At 39.1% G+C, this 13,743-nt stretch carries 13 protein-coding genes; 2 read left to right on the plus strand and 11 right to left on the minus strand.

Annotated features, from left to right (window positions below; genetic code table 11):
- Nucleotides 1-278 precede the first annotated feature (278 nt).
- The gene (locus tag ACIQ2D_RS12575; protein ID WP_402864493.1) at nt 279-1,421 is read left to right on the plus strand and encodes an FtsW/RodA/SpoVE family cell cycle protein; all 1,143 of its coding nucleotides are present in this window, start codon (nt 279-281) and stop codon (nt 1,419-1,421) included.
- A 132-nt stretch (nt 1,422-1,553) separates the two neighbouring features.
- On the opposite strand, the gene ACIQ2D_RS12580 is transcribed toward ACIQ2D_RS12575, so the two are convergent.
- The gene (locus ACIQ2D_RS12580; protein ID WP_402864495.1) at nt 1,554-2,345 is read right to left on the minus strand and encodes a carbon-nitrogen family hydrolase; all 792 of its coding nucleotides are present in this window, start codon (nt 2,343-2,345) and stop codon (nt 1,554-1,556) included.
- A gap of 95 nt (nt 2,346-2,440) precedes the next feature.
- On the opposite strand from ACIQ2D_RS12580, the gene ACIQ2D_RS12585 reads away from it, so the two are divergent.
- Nucleotides 2,441-3,610 carry a pyridoxal phosphate-dependent aminotransferase gene (locus ACIQ2D_RS12585; RefSeq protein WP_402864497.1) on the plus strand — a complete coding sequence of 390 codons (1,170 nt, stop codon included), beginning with the start codon at nt 2,441-2,443 and terminating at the stop codon, nt 3,608-3,610.
- Nucleotides 3,611-3,810: 200 nt separating this feature from the next.
- Here ACIQ2D_RS12585 and ACIQ2D_RS12590 read toward each other — a convergent pair whose 3' ends face one another.
- From ACIQ2D_RS12590 to ACIQ2D_RS12635, 10 genes are all read right to left on the minus strand, one after another.
- Nucleotides 3,811-4,662, minus strand: a complete 852-nt coding sequence (locus tag ACIQ2D_RS12590) for a MetQ/NlpA family ABC transporter substrate-binding protein (RefSeq protein ID WP_402864499.1) — start codon at nt 4,660-4,662, stop codon at nt 3,811-3,813.
- Between the two features lie 20 nt (nt 4,663-4,682).
- The gene (locus ACIQ2D_RS12595) at nt 4,683-5,351 is read right to left on the minus strand and encodes a methionine ABC transporter permease (protein ID WP_402864501.1); all 669 of its coding nucleotides are present in this window, start codon (nt 5,349-5,351) and stop codon (nt 4,683-4,685) included.
- Nucleotides 5,344-6,354, minus strand: a complete 1,011-nt coding sequence (locus ACIQ2D_RS12600; protein ID WP_402864503.1) for a methionine ABC transporter ATP-binding protein — start codon at nt 6,352-6,354, stop codon at nt 5,344-5,346. The genes ACIQ2D_RS12595 and ACIQ2D_RS12600 overlap by 8 nt, the downstream gene beginning before the upstream one ends.
- 221 nt (nt 6,355-6,575) lie before the next feature.
- Nucleotides 6,576-7,772, minus strand: coding sequence for a glycine C-acetyltransferase (locus tag ACIQ2D_RS12605; protein WP_402864505.1), 1,197 nt, complete (start codon nt 7,770-7,772; stop codon nt 6,576-6,578).
- A gap of 59 nt (nt 7,773-7,831) precedes the next feature.
- Nucleotides 7,832-8,908: a nucleotide kinase gene (locus ACIQ2D_RS12610; RefSeq protein ID WP_402864507.1), complete on the minus strand. Its 1,077-nt coding sequence runs from the start codon at nt 8,906-8,908 to the stop codon at nt 7,832-7,834.
- 101 nt (nt 8,909-9,009) lie between these two features.
- Nucleotides 9,010-9,645 (minus strand): YczE/YyaS/YitT family protein, encoded by a 636-nt coding sequence (locus ACIQ2D_RS12615; protein WP_402864509.1) that lies wholly within the window; start codon nt 9,643-9,645, stop codon nt 9,010-9,012.
- A gap of 364 nt (nt 9,646-10,009) precedes the next feature.
- A complete protein-coding gene (gene ybaK / locus ACIQ2D_RS12620) occupies nt 10,010-10,504 on the minus strand; it encodes a Cys-tRNA(Pro) deacylase (protein ID WP_402864511.1) in 495 nt (164 codons plus the stop codon).
- A 23-nt stretch (nt 10,505-10,527) separates the two neighbouring features.
- Entirely contained in the window at nt 10,528-11,259 is a 732-nt protein-coding gene (locus ACIQ2D_RS12625; RefSeq protein ID WP_402864513.1) for a hypothetical protein, read from the minus strand.
- A gap of 220 nt (nt 11,260-11,479) precedes the next feature.
- A complete protein-coding gene (locus tag ACIQ2D_RS12630) occupies nt 11,480-12,061 on the minus strand; it encodes a VanZ family protein (RefSeq protein WP_402864515.1) in 582 nt (193 codons plus the stop codon).
- Between the two features lie 131 nt (nt 12,062-12,192).
- On the minus strand, nt 12,193-13,731 hold the full coding sequence (locus ACIQ2D_RS12635; protein ID WP_402864517.1) for an acyl-CoA carboxylase subunit beta: 1,539 nt from the start codon (nt 13,729-13,731) through the stop codon (nt 12,193-12,195).
- Nucleotides 13,732-13,743: the final 12 nt, after the last annotated feature.

The following is a 13,743-nucleotide window of genomic DNA, read 5'->3' on the forward strand; positions in this document are numbered from 1 at the left end:
TACTTACATCCATTGATAGAATCCTCTCTCCCCCTTTATTGCTAGCAATTGCTTGGAGCGGAAAGCAACTACCACTTTATTAGATAGAGTCATTTTTCGATAATTCCCCCATTATAAGTGCTAATTTATTTTTTCAAGGAAAATTATCGGTACTTTAGCTTTTTATTTGAAACTTTTTACTTTCCCTATCGTTTTGTATTAATAACATATTTTACAAATATAGGGAGGGATTTAAAATTAAGAGTAAGGGAAGGGTTGATAAAAGTTTAGCCGTTAGTTTGTTATTACTAGGAGTAATTAGCTGTCTTTTCGTCCATTCCAGCAGTGTGGCAATCGGACAGTATGAAGGCTCCTTCACTGTAAAGCAATTTATTTTTTACATACTTGGATTTTTAGTGATGTATGGTGTGACCATACTTGATATCGAGCAATTGAAAAAGTTTGGTTGGCCGTTTTATGGATTGATTGTTGGGCTAACTGTGGGATTGATTTTTGCGCCAGAAAATATTGCACGCGCAGTGAATGGAGCAAAAGCTTGGTATCAGATTCCATTTATCGGGACGATTCAGCCGTCGGAGTTTTTAAAGTTTGCGTTTTTAATTGTTGTGAGCAAGGTTATAGTGGCGCATCAGGCGAAGTTTACACGCCCTTCTTATTTAGCGGACTTTAAGCTACTTGTTAAAATTGCACTGATTGTCGTTCCACCAGTGCTAGTTGTGTATGAGCAGCCCGATACGGGGATGGTCATGCTCTATATGGCGATGTTATTGCCGATGATTTTCTTTTCCGGCATACAGACAAAATTACTCGTAGCATTTACCGCTGTACCAGCGGTCATTGTTAGCGCACTCGTTATTCTATATGTGAAATTTAATAATTTTTTCACTGAAATGATTTTGGCGAAATTATCAGATCATCAAGTTTCACGCATTTATGGTTGGCTTCACCCCTACGAATATATGGATTCATCCTTTCAATCTAGACAAGGTTTTATAGCAATTGGTTCTGGGCAGATGACTGGGAGAGGCTATTTAAATAATGAGGTCTATATCCCTGAAAAACATACAGATTATATTTTCTCTACTATTGCTGAAGAGGTAGGTTTTATTGGAGGCGCATTTGTCATTGCACTATTGTTTTTTGTCATTTATCGAATTGTCTTGATTACTGTGCAAGCTAGAGATCCATTCATGACACTTATGGGCGCTGGTATTTCTAGTTTATTAGCATTCCAAATCACACAAAATATTGGTATGACGCTTGGACTTTTACCTGTCACAGGTGTGACATTACCTTTTCTAAGTTATGGCGGTAGTTCTCTCCTATCTAACTTCATGCTGATGGGAATTGTGATGGTTATTCATAATTCTTATAACGGCTATATGTTTACTTCAATGCAGCAGGAGGATTTAAATGAATGATACATTAAAGAAAAGAATTCTATTTTTAATGCTATTAACAGGTAGTGCTTTGTTAGTGCTTATCATTAGACTAGCTTACCTAATGCTTTAAAAATCCAGCAGAAAAATGATGCTTCTGCTGGATTTTTTTCATTATTTTTTTACTACTTCCCCATATAACTCAGGTCGTCTATCCTCATATACAGGAATTCTCCCGCGTACTTCATCGACAATCGAGAAATCGACGTCAATTACAGCAACCTCTTCATCCTCCGCGCCAATCCAAAGTACCTCCCCCCATGGCTGAATCACCATTGATTGTCCATTGAAGTTTTCTACTTTGTTGGCAATTCGGTTGACTGCAATGACGAAGCATTGGTTTTCGATGGCACGTGCTTGTAATAATGTTTTCCAGTGATCAATGCGTGGTGTTGGCCATTGTGCTGGTACGAATAATACTTTTGCGCCGTCCAGTGCATGTGCACGTAGCCATTCTGGGAAGCGAATGTCGTAGCAAATCACGCCTGCCGCTTCGATTTCACCCAGCTGGAAGCGATTCATGCTATCCCCTGCTTCTAAAAATAAATGCTCGTCCATTAATCGGAATAAATGAGCCTTACTATATTCGCCTACTTGTTCACCGTCTTTATTGAACGTGTACATCGTATTGTAAAATTTATCTTCCTTTTTCGTTGAAACTGACCCACCGACAATATGGACGCCCAGTTCTTGCGCCAAGCCTTGCAAAAAGGCTTTCGTGCGTTCACCATCAACATCTGCTAGCTCCTGTAATTTCTCTAGTGCATAGCCTGAATTCCACATTTCCGGTAACACAATAATTTCTGCTCCAAGGTTTGCGGCTTCACGAATTTTCTCTTCAGCTCGCGCAAAATTTTCCTCAACCTTACCAAAACCTACATTTAATTGGATACAACCTATTTTCACAATTTCATCCTCCTCTAGACATTTAGAAAAAAAAGTAATAGTATTTGCAACATAATCTATTAGTAATTATTATATTCTGAAAAAGGTGAATGTACATGGAATTCTCGAAAAAACTACAGCAACTCCCTACTCAATTCTTTGCTGCTCTTGCGCAAAAAGTAAATGCAGCACTAGCAGAAGGTCGCGATGTCATCAATCTTGGGCAAGGAAATCCCGACCAACCAACACCGCCACATATTATCAAAGCGTTACAAGAAGCGGCTGAAAATCCACAAAACCACAAGTACTCCCCGTTTAGAGGTGTACAAGAATTACGTCAAGCCGCAGCAGACTTTTACAAACGTGAGTACAATGTCGATATCGATCCAAATACTGAAGTGGCAGTTCTTGGAGGCACAAAAATCGGGCTCGTCGAACTACCAATGGCCATTTTAAATCCTGGCGATTACATGCTGCTTCCTGATCCAGGCTACCCGGATTATTTATCGGGTGTTGTATTAGGGGATGTCAATTACCATGCGATGCCGCTTTTAGCTGAAAACGACTTTCTCCCAGATTACAGTAAATTATCAGTTGAAGTTAAAGAACGTGCAAAGCTGTTGTATATGAATTACCCAAACAACCCTACTGGTGGCACAGCGAATCTTACTTTCTTTGAAGAAACTGTAAAATTCGCGAAAGAAAATAATATCGTCGTATCGCATGATTTTGCCTATGGGGCGATTGGTTTTGATGGCATCAAACCTGTTAGCTTCTTACAAGCTGAAGGTGCCAAAGAAGTAGGTATTGAAATGTATACCCTATCGAAAACCTTCAATATGGCCGGGTGGCGTATCGGCTTTGCAGTTGGAAATGCTCAAATTATTGAAGCCATTAATATTATCCAAGATCATCTGTTTTGTAGCCAGTTCCCTGCTGTGCAACAAGCAGCAGCGGTCGCTCTCACTGTTGAGCAAAGCTGTGTTGACGAGTTAAGAGCAACTTACGAACGCCGTCGTAATGTACTTGTAGAAGAAGCTCATCGTATAGGCTGGCATGTGATGGCACCAAAAGGCTCATTCTTTGCATGGTTGCCTGTGCCAGAAGGTTATCAAAGTGAAGACTTTGCAAATCTCCTACTAGATAAAGCGGATATAGCGGTAGCAGCGGGCAACGGCTTCGGTGAATATGGTGAAGGTTATGTGCGAGTTGGTCTCCTTGTAAGCGAAGAACGTCTACGTGAAGCAATGGTAAGAATCGAGAAATTAGGAATATTCTCTGCGTAATTACATGATATTTATAATTTTCCGAAAAGTTGTAGATTCCCAAAGGCTTTTATCTATTGTTATCCCAATAGATATTAAATTTAATAAACATCTCTTATCAAGAGTTCTTGCCGTTTGCGGGAGCATGATAGAAAAAAGTGAAAGCCTAAAAAAAGACATGAAGTACTCGGATAAACGAGCACTTCATGTCTTTTTCATTTTTAACGATTAGCCATCCACTCTGGTTTACCAAAACCTTGGAAATCAGTGTCGATTACTTCTTCAAATTTAGCTGATTCTACGATTTCGATTAAGTCTTTCGCTAATTGTGACTCTTTGTTTTCAGCCTTCATAGCTACAACATTACGGAAGCGGTCCGGCATATTTTCTAAAAATACTGCATCAAGTAAGTCTAAACCTGCTGCTAACGCAAAGTTCCCTGGTACACCTGCTAAGTCTACACTTTCGACTGTGCGAGGAAGTGCTGCAGCTTCAATTGGTTGGAATACTAAGTTTTTGTCGTTTTTAACAACATCTTTCTCAGATGCTTTCAATTCTTCGATGTTCGGGTCAATTTCAATTAATCCTTGCTCTTGTAAAGACATTAATGTACGTGCTGCATTTGATGGGTCGTTGGCAATCGCAACCGTTGCACCATCTGTAATTTCTTCTACAGATTTAAATTTATTCGAGAAGAAGCCCATTGGTGCAGTTGGTACAATGATTAATGCTTCTAAATCCATCTTATTTTGCTCTTCAAAGTTTTCTAAGTAAATTGTATGTTGGAATAAGTTTGCGTCGATGTCGCCATTATCTAATGCTTTGTTTGGTTGTACATAATCACTAAATTCTACTAACTTTACTTCATAACCTTTTTCTTCAAGTTGTGGAATAATCGCTTTTTTAAGCATGTCGCTATAAGGGCCAGCCGTTGCACCCAGTTTGATAGATTTGCTTTCCTCATTAGAACCGCCTGAGCTCTCTTTTGAACCTGCCTTATCATCGCTACCGCCACAAGCTGCTAAAACAACTGCAAGAATGACTGTCAAAAATGCTAATAATGATTTCTTCATCTTTTTGTTCTCTCCTCTTCTTATCTTTTATCAATTGATTTTGCAAACCAGTCGCCTGCAATTTGAATCGTTTGCACGAGTAAAATTAATATCGCAACTGTAGCAATCATAATTGTATTGTCATAACGATAATAGCCAAAACGGATGGCTAAATCACCGATACCTCCACCACCAACTACCCCTGCCATTGCAGAGAAGGCAACTAAACTAATGATCGTTAATGTAACCCCTTGAATAATACTTGATTTTGCTTCTGGGATAAGGACATCTTTGATGATCATCCAAGGTGTAGCTCCCACCGCAATCGATGCTTCAATTACACCTTTATCGATTTCACGCAAAGATGTCTCTACTAACCGAGCAAAAAAAGGAATGGCCGCAACCGATAATGAAACACTTGCTGCGACAGGTCCAATCGTTTCCCCTACAATTAAATCCGTTAACGGGAATAGGGCTACTAGTAAAATGATATAGGGAATCGAGCGTATTAAATTGACTGCAAAACCAAATACCGTCTTAATAAAGCGGTTTTCCCAAAACAATCCTTTGTCTGTCACAAACAATAAAATACCGAGTGGCAAGCCTAGAACAATTGATACTGTTAACGAAATACCAATCATGAGTAACGTCTCTTGAAATGCTTTCCAAATATCGGGTAACATGCTTATAAAATGAGCTGTATCAAACATGTTGAATCACCTCCACTAGTGCGCCACGTTTAGTCATATAAGCCACTGCTTTAGATAACTCATTCTGTTCCCCTTGTAGTTCCATCAAAAAAATGCCGAGCGGACGTTCTTGTATGTATTCAATCGTGCCATGTAAGAAATTCCCTTTCACATTAAAACGCTGTATCGTATCAGATATGACACCTTCCCCTGCAACATTTCCTTTAAAAAGAATTTTCACGATCTGACCACGAACATCCTTTAAAATTGCTGCCGGAATTTCAAAAGACACAACACTACTAATAAACTCTTGGGTAAGTATTTCCTGAGGGCTAGCGAAAATATCATAAACTTCGCCTTCTTCAATTACTTTACCGTCCTGCATAATAGCCATTCGATTACAAATTTCTTTCACAACATCCATTTCATGTGTGATAAGCACAATAGTAATACCTAGCTTTATGTTGATTTCTTTTAATAAGCGCAAAATGGATACAGTAGTTTTTGGATCTAATGCAGATGTAGCCTCATCACATAAAAGAATGGATGGATTATTGGCTAAAGCACGAGCAATTCCTACCCGTTGCTTTTGTCCACCACTTAACTGCGCTGGGTAAACATCACGTTTTTCAGACAGTCCAACCATTTCTAGCAATTCATCCACACGTGCTGGTATTTTATTTACAGGTAAATTAGCTGCCTTTAACGCAAATGCAATATTTTCACTAACTGTTTTTTGACTTATTAAATAAAAATGTTGAAAAATCATTCCTATTTTCAACCGTGCTTGACGGAGTTGAGAGCTCGATAGTTTTGTTAAATTAACGCCATCAATTAAAATTTCCCCACTAGTGGGACGCTCTAGTAAATTAATACAACGTAGTAACGAGCTTTTCCCAGCTCCTGAATAACCCACAATACCGAAAATATCACCACGATTTATTGTTAAAGATACATGATCTACACCAATTACTTTCTTCTTTTTTACGCTGTAAATCTTTGTTATTCCACGGAATTCTAGCATTTTTTTCTCCTTATATACTCTGGCATAAAACTAAATCATACTATTCTTATATGCTTTATATAATATTTCGAATTTTAGTATTTGTCAATCTATTTTAGAACTCTAATATTACCACGTACAATTTTAAAATAAAGACTATTGAAAATATTTTTAGCAATTAAAACGAAAAAAAATAGATTTCAGCCTAAATAAGCTAGAAATCTACTTTTTAAACATTATTATTAAATAATCCCTAATTCGCGCCCTACTTTTTCATAGATTGCTAATGCTTCATCGAGCATTTCTTTCGTATGTGCCGCTGTTGGCATGTTACGCACACGTCCAGTACCTTTTGGAACTGTCGGGAAAACAATTGATTTTGCATAGACGCCTTCTTCAAATAGTCGGCGTGAGAATTCCTGTGTTAATTTTTCATCACCTATAATACATGGTGTAATCGGTGTTTCTGAATTACCAATATTGAAGCCTAATTTCGTCAGTCCAGCTTTCAAGTAATCCCCATTATTCCAAAGCTTATCATGAAGCTCTGTCGAATCAATCAGCATTTGTACCGCTGCTGTAATAGCTGCTACGTCACCTGGTGGTAAAGCTGTTGAAAATAGGAATGGACGAGAGCGTACTTTCAGCCAGTCGATTAGGTTTTTCTTACCGGCTACATAACCGCCCACAACACCGATTGCTTTCGATAACGTACCGATTTGGAAGTCGATTTCTTTTTCTAAACCGAAATGCTTAACTGTTCCCTTCCCTTTACCTGTTACGCCAGATCCATGTGCATCATCAACATAAGTAATTAAGTCGAACTCTTTTGCGATCTCTACGATTTCAGGAAGCTTTGCAATATCGCCGTCCATTGAGAACACGCCGTCTGTAATGACCATGACTTTGTTGTACAAACCAGATTCCGTTGCTTCTTTTGCTTTCGCACGTAAATCATCCATATCAGAGTGATTGTACGCGATGATTTTCGCACGTGATAAACGGCATCCATCTATAATAGAAGCATGATTTAATTGGTCCGAAAGAATGGCATCATTTTTATCCATAACAGCAGAAATCGCTGCCATATTACAATTGAAGCCCGATTGATAGGAAATAGCCGCTTCAGTTCCTTTAAATTCTGCTAACTTTTCTTCTAGTTTTACGTGAAGATCAAGTGTACCGTTAATGGTACGTACTGCCCCTGCTCCTACACCGTATTTATCTGTCGCTGCTTTCGCAATACGCTTTAATTCGTCGTTTGTGGCTAAACCTAAATAGTTATTGGAAGATAGATTAATAAGATTTTTGCCGCGCACCTGAATAATAGGTCCGTTTGCGCTCTCTACTGGATCGATTTCATTATATAAGCCTTGTTCACGTAAGGCTTGTAAGTTCTCATCTAAAAATGTATTTAATATTTTAGACACTAGTACCATCCTTTCTAAAAAACCATACTTGTTCCTAGTTTAGCACATTCATACTCTATTGAAATAATTCAATTTCGCAATCTTTGAAATAATGGCGCAGTTTTCTCTCTCCATTCCGATGTCGATAAACAGCGGTCCATTAGTTGACGAATTGTATGCTCAGCCTCTGCATAACGTACTGCATAGCCCGTTGCATTTTGCATAGTTTCTTTATAGGATGAACGGATTTCTTCGATTTCCGCTTCAGCCTTTTCTGTCAGCTTGCAATGCTGGCCCATATCAAAAATAGCGTCACCACTTCTTCCTTCTTCCGGATCAAAAATATGTGGATCTGTACTATCAAAAATACAGAAGTTTAACTCAGGAATGATGATCATATCGACAGACCCTGCATCAAGACCACACCAAACAATTTGCGCGTCTAGCCCCCTGGCATTCGCCTCATCAGCTAAGCCCTTCATTAATGAAGACTTACCTGTACCTGGCTTTCCTTTAATCATTAACCGTCTTGCTAAATTTTTCGTCATACTTTCTACCGTGTTTTGCGCACCAGTTGGCGTTAAAGTTCCAAGTAATCGATGTGTACGTGTGCCTGTTTTGTTAAGTGTCATCGATTGGAAAATATCTGACTTCAAAGTAGTAATCTGCTCATCTAAGCCTTGCCAATTCATACAACTTTGCGTCACAACTTCCCAGTCATCATGCAACTTTTTCGCAATCGCTAGCATACAAATACACTTTTCACGCCAAAGCTCTCGGTCCTTCATCGCTGTAGCAAGCTGCCCGCCAACACTTTCTAACTGGTCTTCTTCCAAACAGTCATAGAAAGAAACGACACGATGTTTTGTACCTAACAATGTTGGCTCAAGGTTCCACTCAGATGACCACACAAAGAGATAATTACATTCTCGAATAAAGACAGCTTCCACAATTTCATCAAGCAGCGGATGTTTGAACCATTCCACCGCGAAACCTTGCTTCACATAGAAATATCCAAGCTCCTTTAAAAGCTCTGACCCTTTATATGTCGGTGCCCCTTGTAATACATAAACAACTGCTGCCTCTTCCATCATTTCTTTATATAAATGCTTTCTACCTTGTCCCGTCAATGCGTGTCCAAAATAATAAGTTACATTTCCGTTCAATGTACTTCCCCCTTTGCCTTCTGCCATGCATTATATGATGCTTCTCTTAAAAACATGAAAAAGCTACTTTTATCATTTTCGATAAAAGTAGCCCACTCATTTTAATAAAACGGCTTTACACCTTCCATATTTCCAATGCACTTCATTAACACTTTTCTACAATACGGTAATGAATATTGCACAATGTAACCTGATGTTAGTGCAATTACAACTGTTCCGACACCCACTGGTCCACCGAGTAGTCCACCCAAAATAGTTACTAACACTTCAATGCCCATTCGTGCACTTTTAATGGTCCCACCAAATTTTTCGACAAGTATCATCATTAACGTATCTCGAGGTCCCGCTCCCATGTTTGGCGCGATATACATTCCACAACCAAAGCTTAATATAAGAACACCAACTACAAAATACGCGATTTGTAACACATAAACATCTGTCGCGGGCAACAGCCAGTTAAACACATCAATAAAAAATCCGATTAACAGCATATTTAACCAAGTACCCATTTTCGGCCATTCTTTTAGAACTAATGATGTTGATGTAATAATAAGCAATCCCGTTAAAATCGACCACGTGCCAATTGTTAAACCAAAGTTTTGGAATAAACCTACATGTAACACATCCCATGGACTTGTTCCTATAACTTTCCCTTTTATCGACATAGTAATGCCGAGCGACATAATGATCATGCCGACGATAAAAAACGTCCAACGCCATCCAATAACCCTTCGCATTCTACAAACTACTCCTTATGTATAAGATTGCTATACTGTATCATATTTTGGCTCATCACCGTAACATGGGATTGATTTCCGTTCCGGCTGGGCGCTTTCCGGTGGGCAACAGGATGTTGGTCACGAAGGCGTGTGCTGCTGTCGCTTCGCTTTCGCGCAGATAAATTGTCACAGGACGTGACGCTTTTAGCCCTCGCTCCTATACAAGCCTCGCTCCAGGGTCTCATTTAGGATGCTACCCCTATGAGTCGCCCAACCTCCACTCCAATCAACAAGCATTCTAAAATTAATACTTTCTTTAACCAAACGAACCGACATCGTTAGTTGTTCCATAATTCACCAAATAAAAAAACTATCCAAAATTTTACTCATGGATAGTCGTAATTGGCGCGAGCTGTCCTTTCGTCACTGCCAATAAATCATCTATTTGGACGTGCACTTGCATACCTATTTTACCTGCACTAATAATGATACTCCCTTGCTCACGCGCCGTTGTATCAATAACTGTCGGATATAATTTCTTCATACCAACCGGTGAACATCCTCCGCGCACATAGCCTGTATAACCAAGTAACTCCTTCACAGGTAGCATTTCGATTTTCTTTTCCCCAACGACTTTTGCCGCTGCTTTTAAATCGAGTTCTTCTGCAACTGGAATAACAAAGACAAATAATTTTTGTGCACTTGCTTTTGCCACCAATGTTTTGAATACACGAGAAACGGGATGTCCGATTTTTTCGGCTACAGAAATTCCGTCCACTTGACCGTCACCAGTCTCATACTCCAACACATCAAATTGTATTTTTTGTTGCTCTAATTGTCGCACTGCATTTGTTTTAGCATGTTTCGCTTTAGCCACGTGAAAGTCCCCCATTTATATCATTAGGCTGTCCACGAAAACGTAGGTTCATACCTCGGTAGATAGCCGTTTTTCGCCATTTCAGAATGTGCTGTATATTTTTCGGCAGCTTGTTTAAAAATGTTTGCCTTATACGCTTCTTCATAGCTCCTACCGAAAATTGTATCTGCAAATGGGTCTAATTTCAAATTCTTTGTGAATCGCTCTGGTACATTTACTTCAATCGGTTCTCGAACAAATGCTGGCTCATCGTCAACATACTCGATTTCTGCTATTTCAGTACCATTTAGTTGTGCCTCTACTTGCTGAATATGCGCACTCGCACTTGCTGCTACACGCAAATCCTGCGGAGACGGTTCGGCAGGCGCTAATGCAGCACTTCTAACGGATTCTAAAATATGCAGTGTTTCTTCTTCTCTAGAGCTAGCTCCATTCGCATTTAATGGTTCGCTATCAAATGCTCTGTTTGCTTGCTCATGTGCGCGCACATTCTTTTCAGCTTGCTGCATTTCTTGAATAGTTGCCTGTTCTTGAGGTGTAATTTCTTTCAATTCTTCTTTGTGTTGTTCATATAAATCATGATCTTTATGACCAAATAATAAATTCTCTAACTCGATTAAAACGGGGTTTTTCTTCGGTTGAAAATACTGGAGATTTTTACGATATGCATCTCCTACCCCTTTACGCTGTAGAATTTTTCTACGTTCCTCTAAGGCTGCAATTCTCTCTTGTTGAATTAAACCTGAAATTTTCATAGTATTCACCTCTACTCTCTATAATATGTAAGTTGTTTAGTATATATGACTTTACATATACCCACTAAACAAAATCTGTACACTTATTATCGGGCCAACCTTGAAAAAATAAATCATCAATCCGTACTATATTCACAGATAACTAAAAAACAAATATACAAACGGGTCTTTAGATATAATTTTTTTTACAAAAAAAAAGCTACGTAAATTTTACGTAGCCTTAAGAAGTTATTTGTTTATTTTTTGAAAATCGCAACATAAATTTATAGGCTAAATAGCCAAGCCAAGCACCAGCCGTATTTAAAATTAAATCATCAATATCTGTTGAACCTACTCTAAAAATAAATTGTATCATTTCCACCGCTAGGCTCGAGATAAATCCTACAAGGAGTATCGGCCACACTTTTCGAAAACGCTTCGATAATAATGGTAGCAAAAAGCCCATCGGTGTAAAGATCAATAAGTTTCCAAGTAAATTCACAACAATTAAATTCATATTAAAATACTGTGAGTAATTTATGTATCGCATAATCGTATCAAACGGTACAAAATTAGTCGTTCCGCGCCACGTGCTATAATCAAATAGACCAAGTTCACCTAATGTATATTCGCCACGGAACAAGACGATTACAACGTTTACTAGACGATCGATCACTAATTTATAAAACGCTATACAAGAGTAGACACTAAACAGTAACCAGCCTATGAATTTTATCTCCATATAATGTTTATCAATCCACACGCGGTACGGTAATGGCAGCTTGGTATCATCCTGCACATTTGATATATTATTTTTCGCCACTCCATCACCACCTACTCCTATTTATCCATCTCATATTTTAATACGATATGCCCACCTATGCAATGGGGTAAATATAGCAAAAAACCGTTTTAAAAGCCTCTTTCTTGGCTTTTAAAAACGGTTTTTCATTTTTACACTGGATTAACACCGTGCTTTCGTTGTGAGAATAGCACATATTTCGACATATATAATTCCAAACGTGTTTCAAGTGCTTTACGTAAATCATTTGGCTCGATGACATCGTCGATGATCAGCTCCGAAGCAAGGCGATAGACATCAATTTCCTCTTGATACTCTTTTCGTTTTTCTGCAATAAAGTCTGCCTGCTCTTCTTTTGGAAGCTCAGCAATCTTATTAGCATACACTGCATTTACAGCCGCTTCTGGACCCATTACTGCAATTTGCGCATTAGATAGAGCGATACAACAATCAGGCTCAAATGCTGGACCTGCCATAGCATAAAGTCCTGCACCATATGCTTTGCGCACAATAACCGTTAACTTAGGTACAGTCGCTTCACTCATCGCGAAAATCATTTTCGCACCATGACGAATAATCCCAGCCTTCTCGACTTGCGTTCCAATCATAAAGCCCGGTACATCCGCTAAGAAAATTAGCGGAATGTTAAACGCATCACATAATGAAATAAACTTCGCCGCTTTGTCAGCAGAATCGTGGAACAATACCCCACCCTTTGCACGAGGCTGATTGGCAATAATCCCAATAGATTGACCATTAATACGCCCTAACCCTGTGATTAATTCTGGTGCAAATAACTTCTTCACTTCGCAAAACGAATCTTCATCGATTAATCGATCAATTAATTGATACATATCAAAAGGCACGTTTTGATTTTTAGGAATTAATTCTTCAATTGATTTTTCAAAAGATGCTGGTGGCTTCGGGGCCTCTACTTTACTGCGTTCAGCATAATTATTTGGGAAGTAGCCCAAATATTTTCGTGCATAGGCAATGGCTTCTTGTTCTGTTTTTGTCAGCACATCACCACAACCAGATACCGAGCAATGCATTTTTGCCCCACCCATTGTTTCTAAATCTACTTTTTCACCTATGACCATTTCCGCCATACGAGGTGAGCCCAAGTACATCGAAGCATTGCCCTCCACCATCACCACAATATCGCAAAAAGCTGGAATATAAGCGCCGCCTGCTGCAGAGGGACCGAACAATAAGCAAATTTGCGGCACTTTACCCGAAAGCTTTACTTGATTGTAGAAAATACGCCCTGCTCCGCGACGTCCTGGGAACATTTCTAATTGATCAGTAATACGTGCGCCCGCCGAATCAACCAAATACAGTAAAGGACAATTTAACTTCTCAGCTGTCTCCTGAATACGAATAATTTTTTCTACAGTTCGTTTACCCCAAGAGCCTGCTTTAATCGTCGAGTCATTCGCCATAATACATACTGTACGACCATGGATTTTACCAATACCTGTGACAACGCCATCCGCTGGCAGATCACCAGCCAAACAATTGGCATATAAGCCATCCTCCGATTGCAATCCATCATCTAATAATAATTCGAGACGCTCACGTACGAATAACTTTCCTTGTTGGGTATTTTTCTCGTGATACTTTGGCTGACCCCCAGCTAAAATTTGTTCCTTCATCGTATTTGCCGTATTTTCTGTCGTTGCATTGCTCATGTTCAATTCCTC

The organism is Lysinibacillus sp. NPDC097287 (assembly GCF_044761695.1).
Classification (GTDB): Bacteria; Bacillota; Bacilli; order Bacillales_A; family Planococcaceae; genus Lysinibacillus.